This is a genomic window from Haloferax sp. ATCC BAA-644 (assembly GCF_000336975.1).
GTDB lineage: Archaea > Halobacteriota > Halobacteria > Halobacteriales > Haloferacaceae > Haloferax > Haloferax volcanii.
On the sequence record NZ_AOLF01000022.1, the window covers coordinates 126210 to 151327 of the forward strand.

General features: G+C 67.7%; 24 protein-coding genes and 1 pseudogene. 13 read left to right on the forward strand and 12 right to left on the reverse strand.

What is annotated here, in order from left to right; all coding sequences use genetic code 11:
• The first annotated feature begins 38 nt into the window (after nucleotides 1–38).
• Nucleotides 39–1376, forward strand: a complete 1338-nt coding sequence (gene hmgB, locus C458_RS10700) for a hydroxymethylglutaryl-CoA synthase (RefSeq protein ID WP_004042308.1) — start codon at nucleotides 39–41, stop codon at nucleotides 1374–1376.
• A gap of 54 nt (nucleotides 1377–1430) precedes the next feature.
• Here hmgB and C458_RS10705 read toward each other — a convergent pair whose 3' ends face one another.
• Both C458_RS10705 and C458_RS10710 read right to left on the reverse strand, forming a co-directional pair.
• The gene (locus C458_RS10705) at nucleotides 1431–1733 is read right to left on the reverse strand and encodes a hypothetical protein (protein ID WP_008575622.1); all 303 of its coding nucleotides are present in this window, start codon (nucleotides 1731–1733) and stop codon (nucleotides 1431–1433) included.
• A 132-nt stretch (nucleotides 1734–1865) separates the two neighbouring features.
• The gene (locus tag C458_RS10710) at nucleotides 1866–2573 is read right to left on the reverse strand and encodes a helix-turn-helix domain-containing protein (RefSeq protein WP_004062555.1); all 708 of its coding nucleotides are present in this window, start codon (nucleotides 2571–2573) and stop codon (nucleotides 1866–1868) included.
• Between the two features lie 140 nt (nucleotides 2574–2713).
• Here C458_RS10710 and C458_RS10715 point away from each other — a divergent pair, with 140 nt between their 5' ends.
• Together C458_RS10715 and C458_RS10720 are read left to right on the forward strand one after the other, a co-directional pair.
• Nucleotides 2714–3370 (forward strand): metal-dependent hydrolase, encoded by a 657-nt coding sequence (locus tag C458_RS10715; RefSeq protein WP_008575624.1) that lies wholly within the window; start codon nucleotides 2714–2716, stop codon nucleotides 3368–3370.
• Between the two features lie 88 nt (nucleotides 3371–3458).
• Nucleotides 3459–3980 carry a GNAT family N-acetyltransferase gene (locus C458_RS10720; protein WP_008575626.1) on the forward strand — a complete coding sequence of 174 codons (522 nt, stop codon included), beginning with the start codon at nucleotides 3459–3461 and terminating at the stop codon, nucleotides 3978–3980.
• Between the two features lie 48 nt (nucleotides 3981–4028).
• Here the strand turns inward: C458_RS10720 and C458_RS10725 are convergent, their stop codons facing one another.
• The 3 genes from C458_RS10725 to C458_RS10735 form a co-directional block, all read right to left on the reverse strand.
• Nucleotides 4029–4610 carry a hypothetical protein gene (locus C458_RS10725; RefSeq protein ID WP_008575628.1) on the reverse strand — a complete coding sequence of 194 codons (582 nt, stop codon included), beginning with the start codon at nucleotides 4608–4610 and terminating at the stop codon, nucleotides 4029–4031.
• Nucleotides 4611–4737: 127 nt separating this feature from the next.
• A complete protein-coding gene (locus C458_RS10730; RefSeq protein ID WP_008575630.1) occupies nucleotides 4738–5385 on the reverse strand; it encodes a GNAT family N-acetyltransferase in 648 nt (215 codons plus the stop codon).
• Nucleotides 5382–6020: a GNAT family N-acetyltransferase gene (locus C458_RS10735; protein ID WP_008575631.1), complete on the reverse strand. Its 639-nt coding sequence runs from the start codon at nucleotides 6018–6020 to the stop codon at nucleotides 5382–5384. The genes C458_RS10730 and C458_RS10735 overlap by 4 nt, the downstream gene beginning before the upstream one ends.
• Nucleotides 6021–6225: 205 nt before the next feature.
• Between C458_RS10735 and C458_RS10740 the strand changes: the two genes are divergently transcribed.
• The 3 genes from C458_RS10740 (at nucleotide 6226) to C458_RS10750 (ending at nucleotide 9296) form a co-directional block, all read left to right on the forward strand.
• Nucleotides 6226–6618 carry a hypothetical protein gene (locus C458_RS10740; protein ID WP_008575634.1) on the forward strand — a complete coding sequence of 131 codons (393 nt, stop codon included), beginning with the start codon at nucleotides 6226–6228 and terminating at the stop codon, nucleotides 6616–6618.
• Between the two features lie 64 nt (nucleotides 6619–6682).
• Nucleotides 6683–8146 carry a replication factor C large subunit gene (locus C458_RS10745; RefSeq protein ID WP_008575636.1) on the forward strand — a complete coding sequence of 488 codons (1464 nt, stop codon included), beginning with the start codon at nucleotides 6683–6685 and terminating at the stop codon, nucleotides 8144–8146.
• 88 nt (nucleotides 8147–8234) lie between these two features.
• Nucleotides 8235–9296, forward strand: a complete 1062-nt coding sequence (locus C458_RS10750; RefSeq protein ID WP_008575637.1) for a zinc-binding dehydrogenase — start codon at nucleotides 8235–8237, stop codon at nucleotides 9294–9296.
• Between the two features lie 47 nt (nucleotides 9297–9343).
• On the opposite strand, the gene C458_RS10755 is transcribed toward C458_RS10750, so the two are convergent.
• The 5 genes from C458_RS10755 to C458_RS10775 form a co-directional block, all read right to left on the reverse strand.
• Complete coding sequence (locus C458_RS10755) at nucleotides 9344–9574, reverse strand: hypothetical protein (protein ID WP_008575638.1); 231 nt, start codon at nucleotides 9572–9574, stop codon at nucleotides 9344–9346.
• Between the two features lie 70 nt (nucleotides 9575–9644).
• A complete protein-coding gene (locus C458_RS10760) occupies nucleotides 9645–10373 on the reverse strand; it encodes an amino acid ABC transporter ATP-binding protein (protein ID WP_008575639.1) in 729 nt (242 codons plus the stop codon).
• Nucleotides 10370–11203, reverse strand: coding sequence for an amino acid ABC transporter permease (locus C458_RS10765; RefSeq protein ID WP_008575640.1), 834 nt, complete (start codon nucleotides 11201–11203; stop codon nucleotides 10370–10372). Before C458_RS10765 ends, C458_RS10760 begins: the two co-directional genes overlap by 4 nt.
• Before the next feature lie 48 nt (nucleotides 11204–11251).
• Nucleotides 11252–12064: a basic amino acid ABC transporter substrate-binding protein gene (locus tag C458_RS10770; protein ID WP_008575641.1), complete on the reverse strand. Its 813-nt coding sequence runs from the start codon at nucleotides 12062–12064 to the stop codon at nucleotides 11252–11254.
• A 288-nt stretch (nucleotides 12065–12352) separates the two neighbouring features.
• Entirely contained in the window at nucleotides 12353–13144 is a 792-nt protein-coding gene (locus C458_RS10775) for a COX15/CtaA family protein (protein ID WP_008575643.1), read from the reverse strand.
• Nucleotides 13145–13378: 234 nt separating this feature from the next.
• On the opposite strand from C458_RS10775, the gene C458_RS10780 reads away from it, so the two are divergent.
• The gene (locus tag C458_RS10780) at nucleotides 13379–14485 is read left to right on the forward strand and encodes a Xaa-Pro peptidase family protein (protein ID WP_008575645.1); all 1107 of its coding nucleotides are present in this window, start codon (nucleotides 13379–13381) and stop codon (nucleotides 14483–14485) included.
• A gap of 131 nt (nucleotides 14486–14616) precedes the next feature.
• Nucleotides 14617–17030, forward strand: a pseudogene (locus tag C458_RS10785) (NADP-dependent malic enzyme).
• 164 nt (nucleotides 17031–17194) lie between these two features.
• Here C458_RS10785 and C458_RS10790 read toward each other — a convergent pair.
• A complete protein-coding gene (locus C458_RS10790) occupies nucleotides 17195–17884 on the reverse strand; it encodes a hypothetical protein (protein ID WP_008575649.1) in 690 nt (229 codons plus the stop codon).
• A gap of 178 nt (nucleotides 17885–18062) precedes the next feature.
• Entirely contained in the window at nucleotides 18063–18701 is a 639-nt protein-coding gene (locus tag C458_RS10795) for a ribonuclease HI (protein ID WP_008575650.1), read from the reverse strand.
• 218 nt (nucleotides 18702–18919) lie between these two features.
• Between C458_RS10795 and C458_RS10800 the strand changes: the two genes are divergently transcribed.
• The 5 genes from C458_RS10800 to C458_RS10820 are packed head-to-tail and all read left to right on the forward strand — an operon-like array spanning nucleotide 18920 to nucleotide 25089.
• Nucleotides 18920–20500, forward strand: a complete 1581-nt coding sequence (locus C458_RS10800; RefSeq protein WP_008575651.1) for an ABC transporter substrate-binding protein — start codon at nucleotides 18920–18922, stop codon at nucleotides 20498–20500.
• 3 nt (nucleotides 20501–20503) lie between these two features.
• Nucleotides 20504–21502, forward strand: a complete 999-nt coding sequence (locus C458_RS10805) for an ABC transporter permease (RefSeq protein WP_004062536.1) — start codon at nucleotides 20504–20506, stop codon at nucleotides 21500–21502.
• Between the two features lie 6 nt (nucleotides 21503–21508).
• Nucleotides 21509–22573 (forward strand): ABC transporter permease, encoded by a 1065-nt coding sequence (locus C458_RS10810; RefSeq protein ID WP_008575652.1) that lies wholly within the window; start codon nucleotides 21509–21511, stop codon nucleotides 22571–22573.
• Nucleotide 22574: 1 nt separating this feature from the next.
• Entirely contained in the window at nucleotides 22575–23765 is a 1191-nt protein-coding gene (locus C458_RS10815) for an ABC transporter ATP-binding protein (RefSeq protein WP_008575653.1), read from the forward strand.
• Nucleotides 23758–25089 (forward strand): ABC transporter ATP-binding protein, encoded by a 1332-nt coding sequence (locus tag C458_RS10820; protein WP_008575654.1) that lies wholly within the window; start codon nucleotides 23758–23760, stop codon nucleotides 25087–25089. Before C458_RS10815 ends, C458_RS10820 begins: the two co-directional genes overlap by 8 nt.
• Nucleotides 25090–25118 lie beyond the last annotated feature (29 nt).

The window sequence follows — 25118 nt, forward strand, 5'->3', positions numbered from 1 at the left end:
TCGACAAAACCTTATCCCTCGGTTCTGTAACATCGACCATGACTTCCGTCGGCATCGACGCCATGGAGATTTGGACGGGCAAACTCGTGTTAGACCTCCCCAACACCTTCGCGCCGGTGAAGGGCGAAGACCCGGAGAAGTACACGAAGGGGCTGGGTCTCCACACGTCGTCGTTCCCGGACGTGTACGAGGACATCGTCACGATGGGGGCGAACGCCGCCAAGAAGCTGATGGACCGAAAAGGGCTCACGCCCGCGGACATCGGTCGCATCGACGTGGCGACCGAGTCCGCGTTCGACAACTCCAAACCGGTGTCGACGTACATCGCCGGCTGTCTCGAGCAGGTGTACGACGGCGACTTCCGCCACGCCAACAAGGGCGAGCGCAAGTTCGCCTGCATCGCCGGCACCCAGAGCCTCGACGACGCCTACAACTGGATTAAGGCGGGTCGCAACCGCGGGCGCGCGGCGCTCGTCATCGCCACCGACACCGCCCTCTACGAGCGGGGCGACCCCGGCGAGGCGACGCAGGGCGCGGGCGCGGTCGCGATGCTCATCGACGAGGACCCGGACCTCGTCGAACTCTCGACCGAGCAGGGCTACGGCAGCATGGACGAGACGGACTTCCTCAAGCCGAACCAGCAGTTCCCCTCGGTGGACGGCAAGCGCTCCATGCAGGTGTATCTCGCTCGGATGCGCGAGGCGCTCGAAGATTACGAGAGCGTCGCGGGTCGCACCCACCCCGACCTGTTCGAGTACATCCCGTTCCACACGCCGTTCCCCGGCATGGTCCGGAAGGCGGCGCTTCTGGGCTTCCGCCACATGACCCGCGACACCGACATCGAAGACGACCTCGAAAGCGAAATCGGCCGCCAGCCCCGCGAGGAGGACTTCGAGACGTGGGACGACTACGAGGAGGCCATCCGCGGCTACATGGACGAACTGAAGACGACCGAGCAGTACCGCGACTGGTACGGTCGCGTCATCGAGCCGACGCTCGACATCTCCAGCCGCGTCGGCAACTGGTACACCGGCTCGGTCCACATCGCCCGACTGTCGGCCCTGAAGGCCGCCGCAGACGAGGGGAAAGACATGACCGGCAAGCAGCTGCTCGTCGGCTCCTACGGCTCCGGCGCGCAGGCCGAGATTCACGCCGAACGGGTCCAAGAGACGTGGCTCGACGAAATCGAGGCTGTGGACGTGGACGACCAGCTCGCGGCCCGCACCGAGATTTCCTTCGACGACTACGAACTCATCCACGACGTGCACAACCACGAAAAGGAAATCGAGGTCGAGGAGTTCACCCAACCCGAAGCCGAGTTCGTCTTCACGGGCTGGGGGCGGATGAACGAGCGCCGCTACGAATACGTCGAATAACAGACCGACCGCACGGCCGAGCGACGGGCGAGCGCCCGCGTTCGCGCTGGGTCGTCAGAACGAGCGGGCCTGGTCGGGCAGTATCGACCACGAGTCCGCCGGGTCCGAGCCCCGGTCGTCGTAGAACTTTCTGCCGATGTAGTCGTCGCTCACGCTGCCGAGTATCGTGTTGTACAGGTCGGCGGCCGACTCGTAGGTCTCGGTTCCGAGCGGGGCGAGGATGGTCTCGACGGTCTCCGCGTCGTCGACGTTCGGCGCGGTCACCTCGACGTCGCCGGCGCGTTCCAGCACACGCTCGGTCGTGACCGGGTACTCGAACGCCGTTTCGAGGTGCGATTGGAGGGCGCGAATGTCCATGGTCGGACATGGTCGCGGCCGCCCTTCGGCTTTTTTCGCCCTCAGGCGGACACTCTGGAAATGCGAATCGAAGGGAGCGAAACGAATCGAACGAATCGAGTCAGACGGACCGAAGCGGGTACTACGGCGTTCTCAGGGAAGCTTCCGCAGGTCTTCGAGCATCTCGTCTAAATCGCGGTCGGTCACGGCGAGGGCGAAGCCGTCGATGGTGGCGAGCGCGGGCGCGTGCTCCCAGAGGTCGTCCTCCGAGAGGCCGTGGAGGACGACGGCGTTCGGCGTCGGCGTGACGACGCGCATGGCGACAAGCGGCGACTCGCCGCGGGTGACGCCGGTGAACACGAGCGCCCGACTCGTCGACTGCCCGTAGAGCCGGTAGAACTCCTCGGAGGAGAGCCGCGTGATTGCCTGAATGCTGTTGATGACGGTGTGGCCGCTGATGCGGTCTTGGTCGCCGTCGACGATGGGGGTCGCGCCGATGGCGTCGTAGAAGCTATCGAGCGGAATCGACGTGGGGTACTCCCGGAGGTCCTGGACGATGTCGCTCTCGAAGCCGGCCGAGAGGACGCGGGCGTACTGCCGGATGCGACTGCCGCCGCGGGCCTCGTCGATATCGAGGAGCGCTTCGACCATCCGGCGGATGACGCCGATGCCGGGGCTCTCGCGGCGGCCGCTCTCGTAGTCGGAGACGACCGACGACGACACGTCCAACTGCTCGGCGAGCGCCGTCTGGGAGATGTCGAAGTCGGTCCGCCACTTCCGGAGCGTCGCGCCGGGGTCGTCCGAGAGGGTAATCTCGCCCGCGATGCGGCGGGCGAGGTCGTCGCGCGGTGCCGCGGTCATCGCGAACACCTCGGCCCGACCGACGAGTGAGTCATGGGACAACCTGCGTGAGTATCCCGCAAAAGGATGTCGAAAGTGGTAGTCGTCGCGTGACGAACCCCGTGGGAACTCTGAAGGTCGTCGGCCGACCACTACGCGGTATGCCATCGACCCTCGTCCACGTCGCCGTCGGCGGACTCGTCGGTGCCGCCCTCCTCGGTCGCTGGTTCGACGCCCGGTCGGTCGGCGTCGCGCTCGTCGCCGCCGCGGTTCCCGACCTCGATTCGTTCACCAGCACGCTCCTGCCCGGGAGCCACCGCGCGCTCCTCCACACGCTGTTGCTTCCGCTCGCGCTCGCCGCCGCCGTGGCCTACGACACGCGGATGCGGGACCCCGAGCGCTCCGCGATTCGCGGTCGCTGGGGCGCTCGGGGGGTCGCAGTCGCGTGGGTCGGCGTCGCCGCGCTCCTCTGCGGCGGCATCTTCCCCGACCTGTTCACCAACGGCGTCAACGCCTTCTACCCGCTTCACGACGCGTTCTACTCGATTAGCGGGCGCGCCGAGTGGTCGAGCACGCGCGGGTTCGTCCAGACGTTCGTCGAGCCGCGGCCCGCGTCGCCGCCGCCGACGACGGAGACGCTCCATTACAGCACCGTGGTCGACCCGTCGCCGGGCGCGGAACCCGAGAACGTCGAGCGGGTCGCCCCGCTCGCTTCGTCGGGGACGGAACTGATGCTCGTCGTGCTCGGGGCGGGCGTAGTCGGCGGACGGCTCCTATCGGAGCGGCTTCGCGGGCCGGCGGGCGAACCGGCTGAGTGACGGGGTGAGCCGACGACCGAATTGAGGTGAACCGGGAACGCGGCCGCGACTCCGAGCGTTCATAACCGACGGCGACCCATCCGCGTGCATGAGCGAGACACCGGACGGCGTCGAGGTGCGACCGTACGAACCGGGCGATGCGGCCGCGTTCTGGGAACTGAAACGCGGGTTCGAACTCGGTCTCGGCGCGGGGACCGGCGGCGACGACAAGCTTTCCACGTACGAGGCGAAACTCACGGACGACTACCGCGAGCGATATCTCTCGTGGGTCGAGCGCTGTGCGACCGACGACCCCGGATGCGTCGTCGTCGCCGAGGCGGTGTCGGGCGACGACGACGCTGATCTGGTCGGCTACGCCTTCGCGCTCCCCGAGGAGATGACGTTCATCTGGGACGCGGCCGTGCTCAACGAACTGTTTCTCGACGCCGACTACCGCGGCACGGGCGCCGCCGACGAACTCATGGACGCTGTGTTGGACCACGCGCGCTCGCAGGACCTGCCCTTGGACCGAATCGTTCTCGACGTGGACGAGGCGAACGGTCGGGCGCGGGCGTTCTACGAGCGCTACGGCTTCGACCACTGGGGCGAACTCGTCGCGCGCGATCTCTGAGGTCGGGAAAACGAGCAACCGGGGAACCGAGCGAGCGGAGGTCCGTGACTACCGGAGCGCCGTGGCTGCGACGCCGCCGACGGTACCGAGAACGGCGGGGTAGGCGACGCCCGCGAGGAGCGCTGACGTGACCGGGTCGGGGCTGACGGCCGCGTCGCCGACGGAGACGGTGAAAAGCGCGATACCGGCGAGCGCGAAGACGAGGTAGCCGACCGTGGTTCCCGCGCCGGCCAGCGCGCCATCCCGCGTCGAGGACGCGCCGCTGACGACGGCCGCGAGCGCGCCCGCAGCGAGCAGCGCGACCACGGGCACGACGTAGAGCACCGGCGAAAACGCCTCGACGCCTTCGATGAGGTTCGCGCTGGAGGTCGTTCCGAACAGGCCGGGGAACCGGGTCGTCACGCCGTGGGCGCTCATGAACACCCAACCGACGACCTTCCACGTCGAGATGTCGGAGCCGAGGGCTTCGAGCACCTGACTGGCCGTCGAGTTCTCGATGGTCGAGGAGGAAAGCAGGTAGGTCACGAGGTAGCCGAACAGGGCCGCCCCGAGACCGGCGACGCCGCCGCTGCCGACCGACCGAAGCGTCGATGGTGTGGAACCGGGCGTCGATTCGGGTGTCGTTGACATCGTGTCGGAACCGATTGTCGTTCTCCCGTAAATGTCTCGTGGCCGCCGTGCGTGGGTGTCTCGCGGTACGATGTGGCGAGGGAGGCCGCGAGTCGTCCCGACGAGCAGCGGTGCGGAAGAGCGCGACTCAGCGAACGTCGTCGGGGTCGAGTTCCCAGCGGAACTCGGCGTCGTAGTCGCCGCCGGTCGTCGCCAGCCAATCCCTGCGGGAGACGCTGTAGCGGAGTTCGTCGGCCGGCTCGCCGTCGATGACGATGCTGTTTCGCTCGCGGCCGTCGCGGCCGCCGCCGAGCGCCGCCATGTACTTCTCGATAGCGCGCTGGGACTTCTCGTTCGCCGCGACGTGCGAGACGGCGACGACATCGAGATCGAGTACGTCGAACGCGAGCGCCGCCAGCGCCGCGGCGCGCTCGCCGGAGTAGCCGCGGCCCCAGTAGCGCGGGCGGAGCCACAGGCCGAGCTCTCCGACGCGGCGGTCCCACTCGGTGTGGAGGCCGCCGAACCCCGCAATCTCGCCCGCGCCAGTTTCGCCCTCGCGCGGGATAATCGCGTAGTCGGCGCTCTCCGCGTCGGTCCAACTCGACCCCCCGCGGTCGAGAAAGTCCTTCGTCACGTTCGGCGTCTCGTGGCGCGACCACGGCATGTACCGGGTCACGTCGTCCATCTCGGGGGCCGAACAGAGGTCGTAGGCCTCGTGAACGCCGACGTGCTTCGGGCGGCGGGAAACCAGCCTGAGCCGCGGCGTCTCGACGACTTCGGGAAAGAGGTCGCTCACTCGCCGTCTTCCCAGCGGAACTCGGCGTCGTAGTCGCCACCCGTCGCGTCTTCCCACTGCTCGCGGGTCACGGACCAGCCGCGAACGTCGCGCGGGGTTCCGTCGCCGCCGACGGTCTCGTTGGGGAACAGGCCGTCTTCCTGCCCGCCGAAGCGGTCGGTGTACTTCTGGATGGCGCGGCAGGACGCCTCGTTTTCGGGCATGGCGTACGCGAGCGCCACGTCGAGGTCGAACACGTCGAAGACCGCGGCGAAGAACGCGGCCGCGCGCTCGCCGGAGTAGCCGCGGCCCCAGAACTCCTTGCGGAGCCACATCCCGAAGACGGCCCGGCGCTTGTCCCACTCGGGGTTGAAGCCGGCGGTGCCGGCGAACTCGCCCGCGCCGTCCTCGCCCTCGCGCGGGAAGACGGCGTAGATAGCGTTTTCCGCGGATTCGTGGCCCTCCTCGGCCTGTTCGAGGAACTCCTGCGTCTCCTTGGGCGTCTCGTGGGGGCTCCACGTGACGAACTCGGTCTCCTCCTCGATGGTGTCAGACCGCGAGGCGGCGAAGTGGTCGTAGGCGTCCAACGGGTCGACGACCGCCCGCGACAGGGCGCGGAGCCTGAGCCGCGGGGTGACGATTTCGTCGGGGAACATGGAACGGAGCCCACTCGGAGGGCGCTCATAAGCTTTCTGAATATTGATACATGGTTGCGTGGAACGCGTCCGGGGCGGTCGCCGCTCTCGAACCCGTCGGATTCGAACACGTTCCGGGCGCACACACGTTCTCCCGCGCGAGAACTCGGAGATGCGTATTTGTGGCGGGAGCGCGTCTAGCGAGGACGGAACGGAGTGCAACGAGATGGACTGGGAGCGAACGGTGGGCGGCTACGCGCTCGTCATGGGAGCCGTGACGCTGGCCATCTGGGTGTTGACCGTCGACGGCGGTCCGGTGATGGAACCGCGGACCGACCCGTTTTCGCTGTTCGCGTCGCTCGTGTTGGGGGGGCTGACCGGGGTGTCGCTTCTGGCGACGGGCATGGGTCTCGTTCGGAGACAGTTGTGGGCGCGGCCGCTCAGCCTCGTCGCCTTCGGCCTGCTTTTCGCCGGCGTCATCGACAGCGCCGGCTACTACGCCGGCGTCGGGCGGGTCGGCGTCGTCGTGGCGCTGTTCGTCGTCTGCCTCGCCACGCTGGCGGCGCTCGGCTGGTCGCTCGTCGACGCCCGAAACCGGGCGCGGCGGGCGGCGTGGTGAGTCGTGAACTGCCGGCGCGCGGCGCTCCGCAACCACTAAACGCGCCTCGGTCCTCCTTCCGGTAATGGTAGACTGGACGGAGAAGTACCGCCCATCGACGCTCTCCGAGGTCCGCGGCAACAACAAGGCCCGCGACGCCCTCGCGGAGTGGGCCGAGGCGTGGGACGACCACCGGGAGGCCGTCGTCGTCCACGGGAGCCCGGGCATCGGAAAGACCTCCGCGGCCCACGCGCTCGCCGCCGACATGGGCTGGGAGACGGTCGAGTTGAACGCGTCGGACCAGCGGACCGGCGACGTCATCGAACGCTTCGCCGGCCGCGCCGCGAAGAACGCGACGCTCGCCGGCTCCTCGACGGGCACGTCCACCCGGCAGTTGGTCATCCTCGACGAGGCCGACAACATCCACGGCAACTACGACCGCGGCGGGGCCAGCGCCGTCACCCGCCTCGTCAAGTCGTCGAGCCAGCCCATCGTCCTCATCGCCAACGAGTTCTACGACATGAGCCGCGGGCTCCGGAACGCCTGTCAGGAAATCGAGTTCCGCGACGTGTCCGCCCGCTCTATCGTCCCCGTCCTCCGCGACATCTGCCGCAAGGAGGGGCTGGCGTTCGAGTCCGACGCGCTCGACCGCATCGCCGAGATGAACAGCGGCGACCTTCGGTCGGCCGTCAACGACCTCCAGGCCATCGCCGAGGGGCGCGAGGAAATCACCGAGGAGGACGTGGTCATGGGCGACCGCGACCGCTCCGTGGGCTTGTTCGAGTTCCTCGACGCCGTCCTCAAAGAGGAGTCCGCACAGGACGCGCTGTACACCGCCTACGACGTGGACGAGACGCCCGACGACCTCACGAAGTGGGTCGAGGACAAGGTGTCGCTCGTCTACGAACCCGACGAACTCGCCCGCGCCTACGACTTCCTCGCCAACGCCGACCGCTGGCTCGGCCGCGTGCGCGCCACGCAGAACTACTCCTACTGGCGCTACGCGACCGACAACCTCGCCGCCGGCGTCGCGGCCTCCCGCGACCGGACCCGCGGCGGGTGGACCCGCTACGGCGGCGCGCCCTACCGCTCGACCCGCGACAAGACCCGCGACACGGTCGTCCGAAAAATCGCGCAGCACGGCGGCTTCAGCATGGCGACCGCCCGTCGCGAGGTCCTGCCGTACCTCTCAGCCATCACCCACCACTGCAAGCCCCGCGAACTGACCGTCGCCATGGCCGCCTACTACGAGTTCGACGAGTCGCACGTCTCCTTCGTCACCGGGAGCGGCGAGACGACCAACAAGGTCCAGTCCATCGTCGAGGACGCCGGGGAACTCCGCGAGGAACTGGTCGAGGAACACGCCGGCGGCGCGTTCGCCGGGATGGAGGGCGTCTCCGCCGAGGGCGACGCCGCGGCCGCCGACGGCGACGGTGGCGGCTCCGACGACGTGCTCGACCGGGACACCGACGCCGACGAGTCGGCCGACAGCGACGAGGACGACGCCTCGACCGACGACGGGCAGTCCGGTCTCGACGACTTCTTCTGAGCGGGACTGCGCCGCCTTTTGTCCGCTGCACGACAGCCGCGATTGACGCCACGCGGGGGTTTTTGAGGCCGCCCGACGAACCGCGCGTATGAGAGCCGCAGTCCTCCGCGAACACGGTGAACCGCTCGACGTGACGGAAGTACCCGACCCGACGTGTGACGCCGACGGCGTCGTCGTCGAGGTCGAGGCCTGCGGTATCTGCCGGAGCGACTGGCACTCGTGGATGGGCCACGGCGAGTGGGCCGACGACGCGGTCCCGTCCGGGCAGATTCTCGGCCACGAGCCCGCCGGCCGCGTCGTCGAGGCCGGCGACCGCGTCGAGACGATTCGGGAGGGCGACCGCGTCGCCTTGCCGTTCAACCTCGCCTGCGGTTCGTGCGGCTACTGCCGGACCGGCCACGGCAACGTCTGTACGGGCGACCACCCCCACGCCCTCGGCTTCGAACCGGCCGCGCAGGGCGCGTTCGCGGAGTTGGTACATCTCCCGTCTGCCGATTACAACGCGATTCGACTCCCCGAGAGCGTCTCTCCGACCGACGTGGCCGCGCTCGGCTGTCGGTTCATGACGGCCTACAACGCCCTCGACGCCCGCGCCGGCCTCCGCGCCGGCCAGTGGGTCGCCGTCCACGGCTGCGGCGGCGTCGGCCTCTCGGCGATTCAGGTGGCGAACGTCCTCGGCGCGCGCGTCGTCGCGGTCGACGTGCGCGAGTCCGCGCTCGACGCCGCGGCCGACCTCGGCGCTGACGCGGTCGTCGACGGCTCCGCGGAGGACCCGGTCGAAGCCATTCGCGGGCTGACCGACGGCGGGGCGCACGTCTCGCTCGACGCGCTCGGCGTCGCGGAGACCTGCCGGAACTCGGTCCGGTCGGTCCGGCCGCGGGGCTCGCACGTACAGGTCGGCCTGACGACCGAGGCGGAAAAGGGGACCGTGTCGCTGCCGACCGACTGGATGACGAGACACGAGGTGTCGTTCCTCGGCGCGCGCGGGATGCCGCCGACGAACGCCGACGACCTGCTCTCGCTGCTCGCGTCGGACGCGGTCGACCCCGGCTCGCTGGTGACGAAGACCGTCTCGCTCGACGAGGTGCCCGAGCGACTGGCCGCGATGACCGACTACGACACCGTCGGCGTCGAAGTGATGGTCCCGTAAAATCGGGGTTGGGGGGTTCGCGCTCGTTGACTCGGCTCGGTACCGGGTCAGGGCGTCGGCGTCGGTGCTCGACGCTCTTCAGAGGCCTCATCGTCCAGCCCGCGCCAGACGACCGCGCCGCAGTCCGGGCAGTCGAGTCGGACCGCGCGGCCGCCGCGCGTCCGTTCGGGCCACGCGTCGATGCCGGCGGCGCGGCCGCAGGTCTGACAGAAGAGGACGGCTTTGGTGCGTTCGCTGTCGGGCGGTTCGTGACTGAATTCGCGGGGAGCGCAGTTCATGCCGCAGGGAGCGGCGTTTCGGGGGATAAGCTTGTTGGATGATTCCGGGTGTGTGCCCGGCTACCCCGGCTCAGAGCAGCTTCGAGAGGAACTGCTTGCCGCGGTCGGTCTTCGGGTTCTCGAAGAACACCTCGGGCGGCGAGTCCTCGACGACCTCGCCGTCGGCCATGAGGACGATGCGGTCCCCGACCTCGCGGGCGAACCCCATCTCGTGGGTGACGACGAGCATCGTCATGCCCTCGTCGGCGAGGTCGTGCATCACGTCGAGCACCTCCCCGACGAGTTCGGGGTCGAGCGCGCTCGTGACCTCGTCGAACAGCATCACGTGCGGGTCCATGGCGAGCGCGCGAGCGATGGCGACGCGCTGTTGCTGGCCGCCGGACAGTTGGTTCGGGTAGGAGTTCGACTGCGCGCCGAGACCGACGCGGTCGAGTAGGTCGTCGGCGCGGCGCGTGGCGTCTCCTTTTTTGAGCCCTTTCACCTTCGTCGGCGCAAGCGTCACGTTCTCCTGCGCCGTCTTGTGGGGAAAGAGGTTGAAACTCTGGAACACCATGCCGATGCGCTGGCGCAGGCGGTTGATGTCCGCGTCGGCCGCGGAGATAGACTGGCCTTCGAGTCGAATCTCGCCGCCCTGAATCTCTTCGAGGCGGTTCGCACAGCGGAGGAGCGTCGACTTCCCGGACCCCGAGGGACCGATGACGACGCAGACTTCGCCCTCTTCGACGTTCAGGTCGACGTCCTTCAGGACGTGCGTCTCGCCGAAGTACTTGTCAACCCCGTCGAATTCGAGGAGACTCATCGGCGGTCACCTCCCCAGTCGGAGCGGGCTTCGAGGTAACTGACGATTTTGCCGAGCGGAATCGTAATCATGAGATAAGCGATGGCGACGAGAATAATCGGCGTCCACGGGTCGAACGTGGTCGAGTTGACGTTGCGGAACGCGCTGATGAGTTCCGGGATGGCGATGACCGTGAGGAGCGAGGTGTCCTTCACGAGGATGACCTGGTCGTTGCCGATGGCGGCGAGCGCGTTGCGCCACGCCTGCGGGAGGACGACCTCGCGCATACCCTGCACGTAGGACATCCCGAGCGAGCGGGCGGCTTCCATCTGGCCTTCCGGGACGGCGTCGATGCCGCCGCGGACGGCCTCGCCGACGTAGGCGGCGTGGTTGAGCGTCAGCCCGATAATCGCGGTCGGAATCGCCCAGTTGGAGATGGGGAACTGCCCCGGCGGCCAGAACGCCGGAATCCCGACGTAGATAACGAGCAACTGGAACAGAAGCGGCGTGCCCCGGAAGAACTCGACGTAGGCGGTCGCGACCGCGTTCGTGAACTTCGTGTTCGACACCCGACCGAGGCCGACGAAGACGCCCGCGGTGACGGACAACAGACTCCCCACGAGGACGATGCCGAGCACCCGGAAGAACGCGTTGACGAACTGGGGGTGGATAATCTCGACGAGGAGTTCGAAATCGACCTGCGTGAAGATAATCGCCGCGATGAAGCCGCCGACCCCGAGCGTGAATAGCCCCGCGATGGCCGCACCCAGTCGCCTGAGCGTTTTGTCGTTCAAAAACTGCTCTTGGTACTCACCGTCTCCGGTGCGTCCCTCAGAGTAGGAATCAGCCATTGGTAGTAGTTCTCACAGTAGTGGGATAAAAAACGCGTCCTGGTCGAGTTACCCGGAGAAGTACTCCGAGTAAATCTCGTCGTACGTCCCGTTGTCGCGGATGGTCTGGAGTGCGCCGTTGACCTCTTCGCGGAGTTCGTCGTCGTCCTGCCGGAAGCCGATACCGTACTCCTCGACGGTGAGGGTGAGGTACGGCGGGGCGTTCTCCTTGCCCTGTTCTTCGGCGGCCCCGGGACCTTCGAGGAACCGGACGTTGTCGCTCTGGTCGACGAAGGCGGCGTTGACGGTGTTGTCGTTGACGACCGCGCTGACCTGGTTGTTCCGGAGCGCGTCGAACGCGCCGGTCACTTGGTCGTAGCTCTGAATCGTCAGGTCGCCGCCGAACTCCTCTTTGAGGCTGGTCGCGGCGCTCTCGCCGGTCGTCCCCTTCTGGACACCCACGGTGACGCCCTGAAGGTCCTCCTTCGAGGAGATGTCGCTACTGTTGAGCACGATGACCGTCTGGTACGCGGTGAAGTACGGGTCCGAGAAATCGATCTGCTCCGCGCGGTCCTCGGTGATGGTCATCGCGGACATGATGACGCGGAAGTTCCCGTTGTTGAGCGAGGGGATGATGCTGTCGAAGCTCGTCTTCTGGAACTCGTGTTCGTAGCCGAGTTCCCCGAAGACCGCCTCGGCGATGTCGACGTCGAAGCCGACGAGTTCGCCCTCAGTCGTCTCGTACTCGAACGGCCGGTACGGGATGTCCGAGCCGATGGTAATCGTCTCGCTACCGCTGCCGCCACCGCCGCCGAGACAGCCGGCCAGCGTGAACGCGGCCGCGGCTCCGGCGGAGCCCTTCAGAAAGGTGCGACGTTCCATAACAGCCCTCAGGTAGCACAGCACCATATAACACTTCTTCGGTCCGCTCCTCAATTCGTGTCGATATTGACGAAAAATATCCGGAAATTGTGTGGATAGGTGAGATATATATCTAACTGAAAAATCTTCACTACACTGTCGTCTTCTCGGATTAATCTACAACTATTACGTGTGATGTTGTCTCTGCTGGGGTCGACGGCGGAATCGTTGCCGACGGAACCAACCGAGCTGCCCAAAGAGTGACCGCGAGGAGCCGCGAGGAGCAGTGAGGCGCGCCGATACCCGTCGTCAGTCGGCGTCGTTCAGCTCGCCAGCCTGCGGCACGGGGAGGCCGCCGCGGACGAGGACCGCCGCGCCGACGACGAGGACGAGCGCGAGGACGGTTCCGCCGAGGTGGGCGAGTTCGAGCACCGGCCCGTACACCTGCCGGCCGGCGATGAGGAGCGCGACGACCACGACGCTCGCGGGCGCGGTGACGAACCTGAGCCGGCCGTAGGCGTCCGCCCGCGGGCCGTGGGCGGCGTTCGCCCAGAGCGTGACAGCGACGAGCGCGGCGTAGGTGGCGAGGCCGACGACGTAGTAGACGGCCTGCGTCGTCGGGCCGAAGGAGACGAACGCGTGGGGCGCGAGGACGAGCATGACGGGCGCGCCGACGAGCGCGAGCCTGACCGCGTCGGCGATGCGGGGGACGCCGCGGTCGACGAGTCCCCACGCGGCGGCGGCGACGACGGCGGTGAAGATAGAGGTCGCGACCACGTAGTGGGCGGTGAGGATGACCCACTCGTACTCGGTGACGGTGAGCGCCCCGAGGACGATTTGGAACGGGAGGATGACCGTGGCGACGACGAGCGCGTAGCGGACGCCTTTCGCGACGCCCTCGCGCCACGCCTGTACGGTCGTCCCGAGGATGAGGAAGCCGGTGAGCATGGCGACGAGGCGGTGGAACCATTCGAGGAAGCTGCCCCAGTTGGCCGGGAACAGGCCGAGGAAGCCGTCGCAGAACGGCCAGCGCCCGGCGCAGGTGAGACCCGCGCCCGCGGCGGCGGTGTACACGCCGAGGACCATCAGGACGCCGGTCATCGCGGCGGCCCCCGCGAGGAGGCGGCGAAGCCGAGGTGTCATACGCGTGGGTCAGGACCGCGCGAACTTATATCTCGTCGGTATGGTCCTCGAAGAAGTCTCCGTGCTACCTCCTCGCACGACAGGCCCGGCCGCTCGGCTCGTATCGGACCAGTTCGCCTCGGTCGCGTTGGACCGGTCCGCTCGGGTCGTCCGAGCCGTCCCATTCAAGTCGATTCGGTTGGACGCGCGAACATGGACGAGCGACTCGACTCCCGAGCGGACCGACTCGACGCGTATCTCGCAGACCGGGACCTCGAAGCGGTCTGGTTCGCCCGACCGAACTCCTTCGCGTGGCTCCTCGGCGGCGACAACGTCGTCGACCGCGACTCGCCGTTGGGCGTCGCCGCCGCGGGCTACGACGGCGACGAGTTCCACGTCGTGACTGACAACATCGAAGCGACCCGCCTGCTCCACGAGGAACTGCCCCACGAGGACGTTCGCGTCCACCGCTTCCAGTGGTACGAGGGGTCGCTGGCGTCCGGCGTCGAGTCGGTCTCACCGACCCCCGCCGCCGCCGACTTCGACGTGCCCGGCTTCGCTGACGTGGATGCCTCGGCGGTCCGCCAGCCGCTTTCCGACGCCGACATCGAGGCCTACCGCGAACTCGGCCGCGACGCGGCGAGCGCGGTCGAGCGGGTCTGTCGCGAACTCGCGCCGGGCGACACCGAACACGAGGTCGCCTCCGGTCTGAAAGTCACGCTCAGCGCGATGGGCATCGAAGCGCCGGTCGTGCTCGTCGGGGGCGGACGACGCGCCCAGAACTACCGCCACTACACGCCCAAACAGGAGGAACTCGGTGACTACGCGCTCATCTCGGTGACGGCTCAGCGCGGCGGCCTCTACGCGAGTTGCACGCGGACCGTCGCGTTCGACGCGCCCGAGTGGCTCGAAAACCGCCACGAGGGGGCGATGCAGGTCGAGACGGAGGCGCTGGCGGCGACCCGAAAAGCGGCCGTCGAGGGCGGCACCGCGGGCGACGTGTTCGACGCCATCCGCGACGCCTACGACGCGGTCGGGGAGTCCGAGGAGTGGCTGAACCACCATCAGGGCGGCGCGGCCGGGTTCGCGGGCCGCGAGTGGTTCGCCACGCCCGACGCCGACGACGAAGTCCGCGCGCCGATGGGCTACGCCTACAACCCGACCATTCAGGGCGCGAAAAGCGAGGGCACCGCGCTCGTCACCGAAGACGGCGTCGAACCGCTGACCGCGACCGGCCGCTGGCCGACCCGGACCGTGACCGACGCCGACGAGACCGTCGAACTCGAACGCCCGGAAATTCTTCACATCGAACCGGAGTAATTTTTCGAGCGACGCGGCGTCGATTCGTCGCCGCGACCCCGCCGCCGTCAGTCGAGAGTTCGACTATTGTCGAAGTCAAAATTCGACGTTGTTGAATAGCTTTTTGCCCCCTGCGTGAGGACGTGTGGGTCATGGGACTGGACGACGACTCACGGGAATATCACAGACAGGACCCGCCCGGAAAAATCGAGATTGCGACGACGAAGCCGACGAACACCCAGCGCGACCTGAGTCTGGCGTACTCGCCGGGCGTGGCCGCGCCGTGTCTCGACATCGCGGAGGANCCCAGCGCGACCTGAGTCTGGCGTACTCGCCGGGCGTGGCCGCGCCGTGTCTCGACATCGCGGAGGACGAAGACGCCGCCTACGAGTACACCGCGAAGGGCAACCTCGTCGGCGTCGTTTCCAACGGCTCCGCCGTCCTCGGGCTGGGGGACATCGGGGCGCAGGCGTCGAAGCCGGTGATGGAAGGCAAGGGCGTGCTGTTCAAGCGCTTTGCCGACATCGACGTGTTCGACGTCGAACTCGACATCGCCGACGTGGACGACTTCGTGGCGGCGACGAAGGCGATGGAGCCGACGTTCGGCGGCATCAACTTGGAGGACATCAAGGCCCCGGAGTGCTTCGAAATCGAACGACAGCTCCGCGAGCAGATGGATATCCCCGTGTTCCACGACGACCAGCACGGCACGGCCATCATCTCCGGGGCGGCGCTTCTGAACGCCGCCGACATCGTGGACAAGGACCTCGACGAACTCGACATCGTCTTTTCGGGGGCGGGCGCGTCCGCGCTCGCGACGGCGCGGTTCTACGTTTCCCTCGGCGCGAAAAAGGAGAACATCACGATGTGCGACTCCTCGGGCATCATCACCGAGTCGCGCGTCGAGGACGGCGACGTGAACAAGTACAAAGCCGAGTTCGCCAAGCCGGTCGACGAGGGCTCGCTGTCGGACGCGATGGAGGGTGCGGACGTGCTCGCGGGGCTCTCGGTCGGCGGCATCGTCAGCCAGGAGATGGTGCGGTCGATGGCCGACAACCCGGTCATCTTCGCCATGGCGAACCCGGACCCCGAAATCACCTACGAGGACGCGAAGGAGGCCCGCGAGGACACCGTCATCATGGCCACGGGCCGCTCTGACTACCCGAATCAGGTGAACAACGTGCTCGGGTTCCCCTTCATCTTCCGCGGCGCGCTCGACGTGCGCGCGACCGAAATCAACGAGGCGATGAAGCGCGCGGCCGCCGAGGCGCTCGCTGAACTCGCGCGACAGGACGTACCCGACGCGGTCGTCAAGGCCTACGGCGACCACCCGCTCCAGTTCGGTGCCGACTACGTCATTCCCAAACCGTTGGACCCCCGCGTGCTGTTCGAAGTCGCCCCCGCGGTCGCGCAGGCGGCGATGACCTCCGGCGCGGCCCGCGAGCGCCTCGACATGAACGCGTACCGCGAGCGCCTCGAAGCCCGTCTCGGGAAGTCCCGCGAGATGATGCGCGTCGTCCTCAACAAGGCGAAGTCGAACCCCAAGCGGGTCGCCCTCGCGGAGGGCGAAGACGAGAAGATGATTCGCGCCGCCTACCAGATGCAGGAGGAGGGCATCGCCGAACCCATCCTCGTCGGAGAGACGACGACGATTCTGCGCAAGGCCGAAGAGCTGGGTCTCGACTTCGACCCGACTATCGCCAACCCCCGCGACGGCGAGTGGGACCACTACGTCGACCGTCTCTACGAGCTTCGACAGCGGAAGGGCGTCACGAACTCCGAAGCCGAGGAGCTCGTCCGCCGCGACTCGAACTACTTCGCCAGCGTGATGGTCGAAGTCGGTGACGCGGACGCGATGCTGACCGGCCTCACGCACCACTACCCGTCGGCGCTGCGCCCGCCGCTCCAGATTATCGGCACGGCCGACGACGCCGACTACGCCGCCGGCGTCTACATGATGACGTTCAAGAACCGAGTCGTCTTCTGCGCCGACACGACGGTCAACCTCGACCCCGACGAGGAGGTTCTCGCGGAGATTACGAAGCACACCGCGGACCTCGCCCGTCAGTTCAACGTAGAACCGCGCGCGGCGCTGCTCTCGTACTCCAACTTCGGGAGCGTCACGAACGAGGGGACCCGCAAACCCCGCGACGCCGCGGCGCTCCTGCAGGACGACCCCGAGGTCGACTTCCCGGTCGACGGCGAGATGCAGGCCGACACCGCCCTCGTCGAGGACATCCTCGAAGGAACCTACGACTTCGCTGAGCTCGACGGCCCCGCGAACGTCCTCGTGTTCCCGAACCTCGAAGCGGGGAACATCGGCTACAAGCTCCTCCAGCGGCTCGGCGGCGCGGAGGCNGACGGCCCCGCGAACGTCCTCGTGTTCCCGAACCTCGAAGCGGGGAACATCGGCTACAAGCTCCTCCAGCGGCTCGGCGGCGCGGAGGCCATCGGCCCGATGCTCGTCGGCATGGACAAACCCGTCCACGTCCTCCAGCGCGGCGACGAGGTCAAAGACATCGTCAATCTGGCGGCGACGGCGGTCGTGGACGCGCAGGAAGAGTAACGGACCCGAACGGAGCGAGGGGTTTTTGGTCCAGCTTTTTGCGGAGAGGGTGAGCGGAGCGAACCCGAATCGGAAAAAGGTGGTCGTTCGATCTGGCGGCGACGGCGGTCGTGGACGCGCAGGAAGAGTAACGCGAAGTTCGCCGTCGGTTTTTCTTCGAATCCCTACCCGAACTCGGCCCACGCGACGGCGACGCCCAGCCCGACCGCCGGCGGGGTCGCGTAGAGCGCGAACGTCGTCGAATCCGGCGGCGAGAAGCACGCGGCGAAGGCGACGAGACAGAGGAGCGACAGCCCTCTCGTCCGCCCGGCGAGTCGCCGCGAGAGCGCGCCGGCGCGGCGTAACCCGAGCAGAAGCGGGGCGATGGCCGCGCCGCCGCCGACCGCGACCGGGAAGAACAGTTCGAGTTCGAGCGCCGACTGGCGGGAGTCGGCCGCGACGCGGCCCCAGCCGACCAGCACGTCGACGAGGCCCGGCGCGAACTGCCGCGCGGCGACGGTTCCGACGAGGAAGCCCGCGGCGGCGAGTGCGAGCCACCCCGAGGCGGCGCGGAGGTCGACCGCCGGGTCACGGTCGACGAGGGCGACGAGCGAGACGCCGGCGGCCAGAGCGCCGGCGAGCGCGCCCAGTTCGAGCCGGACGAGAAAGTTCGGGCCGTCGACGCCGACGACAGTTGTCGAAACACCGGCGGTCGGTGAGAGGAGCCCCGGGTCACGGACGGCGGCGACGACGACGACGGCCGTCAAGAGTGCGGTGATGACCAGTCGGCGCGCGTGGCGGCGCGCGGTCGCACCGAGCGGCGAGAGCCCGCGTCTCCGAGGGTCGAACGCGCCGACGGTCTCCGCGGGGTCCATACGTCCGGCGTCGTCGCTCCGTGTTGTCAACTTTTTGATGGAGGAGTGACCGGCCGGCGACGGGACGGTCGCCCGACGATGGCGGCCCGGAACGGCGACGCCCCGGTGGGACTGCTCGCGCTCGGCGGCCCACTCGATGGACGGGGCGAACGGGGGGGGCGTCGGCGACGGCCTGCGTTCAGTCGCTCGCGCGCCCTTCGAACCGCGAGGGCGGGAGGTAGCTCACGTCGGTGCCGGAGTCGGCTTCGAACTCCGGGGGGTCGGGAAGCACGCAGCGGTCTGCCCGCCGGTTGACGTGTTCGTACTCGTTCGGCGCGTTCGCCAGCGGGTGTGCGGGGTTCTCTCGGCTGTCGATTCGCGCGGCGCGAAGCTCTCCGAAGCCGGCGATACGGGCCTGAATCCCCCGCCAGTGGTGTTCGCTGCCGGCGGGGACGACGATTCGCTTCGGTGATTTCCAGTCGGGGTGGTCGCCGGCGAGGACGGCATTGTTGACGTTCGCGGCGAGGTCGTCGTGGTCGACGAGGACGCCGACCCGAGCGCCGGGCGGCGCGCGATGGGCGAGCACGTCCAGTCCGAGGTGAAGTGCGCGATACTCCGAGACGTTGTTGTCCGGCGGCACGTCGGGGAGTGCGATACGGGCGACTCGCTCGCCGTCGCGGGTCTCTATCACCGCACCGAGTCCACCGCCGTTCGGGCGATACGACCCGTCCGTCGCGACGTAGAAGTGCCGTTGATGCGTGCGCGGCGGGGGTGCGATGTGAGGCGTCGGCGACTCGTCGAACAAGTCCCGAAGTGTGGGACGGCCGGTCACGGCCATACGAACGTTTCGGAGATGGGTCGTAATAAACGTACCCCGTATCTGGGGGCGATGCACCCGTGTCAGAAGTCGATGCCTCAGCGGGATAACTATCTGTAATATATTCCCAGAACGCTATACGAAGTCGGGGGACAGGCAATGGATATAAGAACGGGCAACTCAATGTGCCTTCGATGGCTGACAACACTTCGCATACTAGTCGGCGTTCATACATTAAGTTGGCAGGCAGCGCGGCGGCGGCAGCGGCGCTCGCGGGCTGTACCGGTAACGGCGGAGAAGAGTCGGAGACCACCGAGACGACGACCGGCGGAGACGAGACGGAGACCGCCGAGGCGACGACCGAGGACAGCGGTTCGTTCGACGTGACTATCACGCAGGGCCAGATGCCCTCCGGTCTCGACCCCCAAGACCACCGCGAGACGTCGACGGATATCGTCGTCCTCCACGCGTACGAGGGCGTGTTGACCCGCGACGCGGCGGGGTCGATTCAGACCGCGCTCGCGACGAACTACGAGCGCATCGACGGGGAGAACGCGGTCCGCTTCGACCTCCGCGAGGGCGTCACGTTCCACAACGGCGACGAACTCACCCCCGAGGACGTCGCGTACAGCATCAACCGCGTCGTCGACGAGGAGGTCGGCTTCGCCAGCCCGCAGAGCGACCAACTCGCCGGCGTCTCCAGCGCGGAGGTCATCGAGGGCGAGAACGCCGTCAGGGTCACCAACGCGTCTCTCAACCCCATCGTGTTCTCCGAGTTCGCGACCTACCTCGACGTGATGCAGCGGTCGTGGGTCGAGGAGAACGACAAGGCGTACATCAGTCAGCACATGAACGGTACGGGGCCGTTCCAACTCGACTCGTACACCGAAGACGAGGAGGTCGTCCTCACGGCGTACGAGGACTACTGGCGGGAGCCCGCGGCGGTCGACACGCTCACCTTCCGCGCCGCGTCCGAGGCCAGCACGCGCGTCAACCAACTCTTGCAGGGCGAGACGGACCTCATCGTCAACGTCCCGCCGCAGGAGGTCCAGCGCGTCACTAACTCCGACAACGCCCGCGTCGCCGCGTCCCCGTCGACCCGCATCATCTACAACGGGATGCGCTACGACGTCGAACCGTTCGACTCGATGGAGTTCCGGCAGGCGATGAACTACGCAATCGACCTCGAAAGTATCGTCCAGAACGTCCTTGAGGGCTTCGGCACGCAGACGGGCCAGCCCACCCTCCCCGAGTTCGTCGGGCACAACCCCGACCTCGACCCCTACCCGTACGACCCGGACCAAGCCGAGCAGTTGGTCGAAGACTCCGGCTACGCCGGCGCGGAAATCGAGCTTCACACGCCGGTCGGCCGCTACCTGAAGGACCTCGAAGTGGCGCAGGCGGTCGCGGGCTACATCGACGAACTCCCGAACGTCACGGCGACGGTCCGCCAGCGCGACTTCGGCTCGCTCGTCGACGAACTGCTCGCGGGCAGTATCGAGGCCCGTCCACCGTGGTTCCTCATCGGCTGGGGCGAGGCGACGTTCGACGGCGGCCTCGTCATGGAGGCGCTTCTCTCCTCCGACGGGACGCTCACGACGTGGCAAAACGAGGAGTTCGACGCGCTGCTCGAACAGGCCGGCAACCAGTCCGGCGAGGAGCGCGAAGCGACGCTCCAGGAGGCGAACGCGATGGCCCACGAGCAGTGCCCGTGGATATTCCTGAACCAGCAGTACAGCGTCTACGGCGTCAACGACGCCATCGCGTGGGAGGCCCGCTCCGACGAGCGCATCGACGCGTACGCGATGAGCCAGCAGTAGTCGATGTCGCTGTCGAGGTTCCTCATCAAACGCTCGCTCCAGGGGCTGTTCGTCATCTGGGGGGTCATCACGGTCGTCTTCGGCCTCCGGTTCATCTCGCCGGGGGACCCGGCGAACGTGCTGTTGCCGCCCGACGTCGACCCGGAGGTCAGAGCGCAGGTCATCGCCGAACTCGGGCTGAACGAGCCCCTGTACGTGCAGTATTGGGAGTTCATCTCGGGCATCCCGTTCGGTGACCTCGGCCTGTCGCTCGTCACCCGGACGCCGGTCTCGGCCCGCGTCGTGGCGAGGCTCCCGGCGACGCTGGAACTCGCCATCGCGGCGACAGTCGTCGCCGTCGTCATCGCGATTCCGCTCGGCGTCCTCTCTGCCACGCGGCGTCACGAGCCGGCGGACTACGGCGCGACCGTGTTCTCGCTGGTCGGCATCAGCACGCCAAACTTCTGGCTGGGCGTGATGCTCATCCTCGTGCTCGCGGTGCAGTTGGACGCGTTCCCGACCAGTCAGCGCCCCATCGGCCTCGACGGCATCGCGGTGCTTCTCGCCGGCGGCGACGTGGGCGCGGCGATACGCGGCTTCGGGACGTGGCTGTGGCATATCACGCTCCCCGCAATCACGCTCGGGACGTACTTCACCGCGCTCATCACGCGGCTCACCCGCAGCGGAATGCTCGACCAACTCGGACAGACCTACGTCCGCGCGACGCGGGCGAAGGGGCTCCCGGAGACGCTGGTCCGATACAAGCACGCGCTTCGGAACACGCTCATCCCGGTCATCACCGTCATCGGACTCCAGCTCGGCACCCTCATCGGTGGGGCCGTCATCACGGAGGCCGTCTTCGCGTGGCCGGGACTCGGCTCGCTCATCATCAACAGCATCAACGCCCGCGACTGGCCGGTCTTACAGGGCTCGCTCATCGTCGTCGCGGTCGGGTTCGTCCTCGTGAACATCCTCGTTGACGCCCTGTACGCCTACGTCAACCCGCAGGTGGCCTACGATTAACGCTCTATGATATCGGAACGCACACGCAGAAACCTTCGCCGGGAACTCAGACGGAGTCTCCTCGCGAAGCTCGGCATCGTCGTCGTCGTCCTCATGGTGGCGATGGCCATCTTTGCCCCGTTTATCTCGCCGTATAGCCCGTCCCAACAGGACCTCGACAACGCCCGGCAACCGCCGCTCGGATTCAGCACGACGGAGACCAGAGAGGTGACGCAGATGGAAAACGGGAGCGTCGTCATCGAAGACGGGCAGGTCGTCACCGAGACGCAGACCGTCTACACGAACGCGACGCTCGCCCACCCGCTCGGCACCGACGGCAACGGGCGGGACATCCTCTCGCGCATCATCTACGGGGCGAGAACGTCCATCCTCGTCGGCCTGTTCGGCACGTCGCTCGCGGCGCTCATCGGCGTCCTCGTCGGGCTGTCGGCGGGGTTCTATCGCGGCCGCGTGGACGACGTGCTGATGCGGAGCGCGGACATCATGCTCGCGTTCCCCTCGCTCGTCCTCGCAATCGCCCTCGTCGGCGTCTGGGGGCAGGCGCAAGCGCCAATCCCCGACCCGTTCGTCGCCACCGGGCTCGCCCCGGCGTTCCGCTCGGCGGTCGGGTTACCGACGGGAATGCCGGGAACGGTCGTCCTCCCGGGGACGGTCATCGTCGTCGTCGCGCTCGTCAACTGGGTGTGGTTCGCCCGCGTCGCCCGCGGCGAGGCGCTCTCCATCCGCGAGGAGGAGTACGTGAAGGCCGCGAAGGCGCTCGGCGCGAGCGACGGGCGGACGGTGCTCAGACACGTCCTCCCCAACGCCATCACGCCCATCCTCGTGTTGGCGACGATTCAGGTGGCCGCCATCATCCTGCTCGAATCGGCGCTGTCGTTCCTCGGCTTCTCCGGGGCCGACGTGTCGTGGGGCTTCGACATCGCCCTCGGCCGGCAGTACCAGTCAACCGCGTGGTGGATTTCGACGATGCCCGGCCTCGCTATCGTGGTGACGGTCATCGGGCTGAACCTCGTCGGCGACTGGCTCAGAGACGCGCTCGACCCCGGCATCGAAGGGGAGGGGGGCGTCTGAGATGGCCGACACGATTCTCAGCGTCCGCGACCTCTCCACCCGGTTTTTCACCGAGGAGGGGCAGGTCAACGCGGTCGAAAACGTCTCGTTCGACGTCGAAGACGGCGAGATATTCGGCATCGTCGGCGAGTCGGGGTCCGGCAAGTCCGTGACCGCGCTGTCGGTCATCGACCTCATCGAGTCGCCCGGCCGCGTGACGCAAGGCGAGCTATGGTACCGCAACGCCGACCTCGCCGAGGAGTTCCGCGAGTCGAAACCGGACGCCGTCGACGGCGACCTCGTGGACATCCGACGGCTCCCGGAGGGCGTCCGCCGGTCGCTCCGCGGCCCGTCGTTCAGCATGGTGTTTCAGGACCCGATGAGCAGCTTCAACCCCTCGATAACCGTCGGCGAGCAGATAGCCGAGGCGGTCGAGGTCCAGCGCCGCGCCCGGTCGAACCCGCGGAGCACGCGCTCGCGCACCCAGGGCTACGGGCTCGCGTCGCTCATCAGGGACTCGCTTCTCCCCTCGAAGAGCTACGTCGACGACGAGAGCATGGACCGCGCGGTCGAACTGCTCGACCAGGTCGGTATCCCCGACCCCGAGGACCGCGCCGAGGAGTACCCCCACCAGTTCTCCGGCGGGATGCTCCAGCGCGCGATGATCGCGCAGGCGCTCGCCGGCGAACCGGACGTACTCATCGCCGACGAACCGACCACCGCGCTCGACGTGACAATTCAGGCGCAGATTCTCAACCTCCTGCGCGACTTGCAGGAACAGGAGGGGATGAGCATCCTGATGATAACCCACGACCTCGGCGTCATCGCCCGGATGTGCGACCGCGTCGGCGTCATGTACGCCGGCGAGGTCGTCGAGCGCGGCCCCCTCGCCGACATCTTCGACGACCCCGTCCACCCGTACACGCAGGGACTGTTGGGGTCGATTCCGGACGTTGACGACCCCTCGGGCCGCCTCGAACCCATCTCGGGCAACGTCCCGAGCCTGCTCGACTCGGAGATGCCCGACGCGTGTTACTTCGCCGACCGGTGTCCCAAAGCCATGACCGACTGTCTGACCCGCATCCCAGAGTACGAACTGGACGGCCGACACAGCGTCCGGTGCGTCCTCGCCGAACAGGAGTACGACCCCGCCGACGCCGTCGATTCGGTCGACGGGGGCGAGGCGGCCGGGGAGGTGAGCGCCGATGACTGAGCCGCTCCTCGCGGTTCGGGACCTCCAGAAGTACTACTTCGAACAGGACTCGTTCGTCGACAGCCTCCTCGGGCGCGACCCGACGAGCGTCAAGGCCGTCGACGGCATCTCCTTCGAGGTCGAACGCGGCGAGACGCTCGGCCTCGTCGGCGAGTCCGGCTGCGGGAAGTCCACGACCGGAGAGACGCTGCTCCGACTCCGCGAGGCGACCGGCGGCGCGGTCACGTTCGACGGAAAGAACGTCTTCGAGATGGACGACGACGAACTCAAGACGTTCCGCCGGGACGCCCAAATCGTCTTCCAGGACCCGTTTTCGAGTCTCGACCCGCGGATGACCGTCGGCGATATCGTCGCCGAACCGCTGAAGATTCACGGGATTCCCGAGTCCGCCGCCGACGAGTCCAAACGCGAGTGGCGGCGCGACAGGGTCACGGACCTGTTAGAGCGGGTCGGCCTCTCAGCGAACCACTTCGACCGCTACCCCCACGAGTTCTCCGGCGGCCAGCGCCAGCGCGTCGGCATCGCTCGCGCGCTCGCGCTCGAACCGGAGTTCATCGTCCTCGACGAGCCGGTGTCGGCGCTCGACGTGTCCGTGCAGGCGCAGGTGTTGAACCTGCTCGACGATTTGCAGGAGGAGTTCGGGCTGACGTATCTGTTTATCGCTCACGACCTCTCCGTCGTCCGCCACATCTGCGACCGCGTCGCCGTGATGTACCTCGGCAACATCGTCGAACTCGGTCCGACCGACGACCTGTTCGAGTCGCCGAAACACCCCTACACGAAGGCGCTGTTGGAGAGCGTTCCCCGACCCTCCACGGCCGAACACGGCCGACGGGTCGAGGCGCTGCCGGGTGACGTGCCGTCGCCGCGAAACCCGCCGTCCGGCTGTCGCTTCCGGACTCGGTGTCCGGAGGTCATCCCCCCGGACGACCTCGCCATCGAACAGGGGAGTTACCGCGCCGTGATGGACCTTCGGGACGCTCTCGCGGTCGGTGACGTGAACCAAGACCATATCTGGGACGCCGCCGACCCCGACCGGGAGGACACGGAGGCGTTCATCGAGGAGGCCCGCGCGCGACACGTCGACGACGAACTCCGCGACGAGGTCGCGAGCGTCGTCGACACGGCGCTCGGCCACCTCGCGGAGGGCGAGGTCGACCGCGCCGGCGAGACGCTTCGGGACCGCTTCGAGAGCCCCTGTGAGACGCGACGCCCCGGCGTCGGTGACGTGCCGCATCCCGCGGCCTGCCACCTCTACGAGGGTTCGGACGAGGTGATAGTCGTCGAGACGAACGCCGGCACGGCCGCCGAGGCCGACGACTGACACGGGTCCAGCGGGCGACGAGTGCTGGC

Excerpts from the sequence above, each read along its gene's own strand:
- hmgB (WP_004042308.1), top strand. The coding sequence starts at position 39 with ATGACTTCCGTCGGCATCGACGCCATGGAGATTTGGACGGGCAAACTC.
- C458_RS10705 (WP_008575622.1), bottom strand. The coding sequence starts at position 1,733 with ATGGACATTCGCGCCCTCCAATCGCACCTCGAAACGGCGTTCGAGTAC.
- C458_RS10710 (WP_004062555.1), bottom strand. The coding sequence starts at position 2,573 with ATGACCGCGGCACCGCGCGACGACCTCGCCCGCCGCATCGCGGGCGAG.
- C458_RS10715 (WP_008575624.1), top strand. The coding sequence starts at position 2,714 with ATGCCATCGACCCTCGTCCACGTCGCCGTCGGCGGACTCGTCGGTGCC.
- C458_RS10720 (WP_008575626.1), top strand. The coding sequence starts at position 3,459 with ATGAGCGAGACACCGGACGGCGTCGAGGTGCGACCGTACGAACCGGGC.
- C458_RS10725 (WP_008575628.1), bottom strand. The coding sequence starts at position 4,610 with ATGTCAACGACACCCGAATCGACGCCCGGTTCCACACCATCGACGCTT.
- C458_RS10735 (WP_008575631.1), bottom strand. The coding sequence starts at position 6,020 with ATGTTCCCCGACGAAATCGTCACCCCGCGGCTCAGGCTCCGCGCCCTG.
- C458_RS10740 (WP_008575634.1), top strand. The coding sequence starts at position 6,226 with ATGGACTGGGAGCGAACGGTGGGCGGCTACGCGCTCGTCATGGGAGCC.
- C458_RS10745 (WP_008575636.1), top strand. The coding sequence starts at position 6,683 with ATGGTAGACTGGACGGAGAAGTACCGCCCATCGACGCTCTCCGAGGTC.
- C458_RS10750 (WP_008575637.1), top strand. The coding sequence starts at position 8,235 with ATGAGAGCCGCAGTCCTCCGCGAACACGGTGAACCGCTCGACGTGACG.
- C458_RS10755 (WP_008575638.1), bottom strand. The coding sequence starts at position 9,574 with ATGAACTGCGCTCCCCGCGAATTCAGTCACGAACCGCCCGACAGCGAA.
- C458_RS10760 (WP_008575639.1), bottom strand. The coding sequence starts at position 10,373 with ATGAGTCTCCTCGAATTCGACGGGGTTGACAAGTACTTCGGCGAGACG.
- C458_RS10765 (WP_008575640.1), bottom strand. The coding sequence starts at position 11,203 with ATGGCTGATTCCTACTCTGAGGGACGCACCGGAGACGGTGAGTACCAA.
- C458_RS10770 (WP_008575641.1), bottom strand. The coding sequence starts at position 12,064 with ATGGAACGTCGCACCTTTCTGAAGGGCTCCGCCGGAGCCGCGGCCGCG.
- C458_RS10775 (WP_008575643.1), bottom strand. The coding sequence starts at position 13,144 with ATGACCGGCGTCCTGATGGTCCTCGGCGTGTACACCGCCGCCGCGGGC.
- C458_RS10780 (WP_008575645.1), top strand. The coding sequence starts at position 13,379 with ATGGACGAGCGACTCGACTCCCGAGCGGACCGACTCGACGCGTATCTC.
- C458_RS10790 (WP_008575649.1), bottom strand. The coding sequence starts at position 17,884 with ATGGACCCCGCGGAGACCGTCGGCGCGTTCGACCCTCGGAGACGCGGG.
- C458_RS10795 (WP_008575650.1), bottom strand. The coding sequence starts at position 18,701 with ATGGCCGTGACCGGCCGTCCCACACTTCGGGACTTGTTCGACGAGTCG.
- C458_RS10805 (WP_004062536.1), top strand. The coding sequence starts at position 20,504 with ATGTCGCTGTCGAGGTTCCTCATCAAACGCTCGCTCCAGGGGCTGTTC.
- C458_RS10810 (WP_008575652.1), top strand. The coding sequence starts at position 21,509 with ATGATATCGGAACGCACACGCAGAAACCTTCGCCGGGAACTCAGACGG.
- C458_RS10815 (WP_008575653.1), top strand. The coding sequence starts at position 22,575 with ATGGCCGACACGATTCTCAGCGTCCGCGACCTCTCCACCCGGTTTTTC.
- C458_RS10820 (WP_008575654.1), top strand. The coding sequence starts at position 23,758 with ATGACTGAGCCGCTCCTCGCGGTTCGGGACCTCCAGAAGTACTACTTC.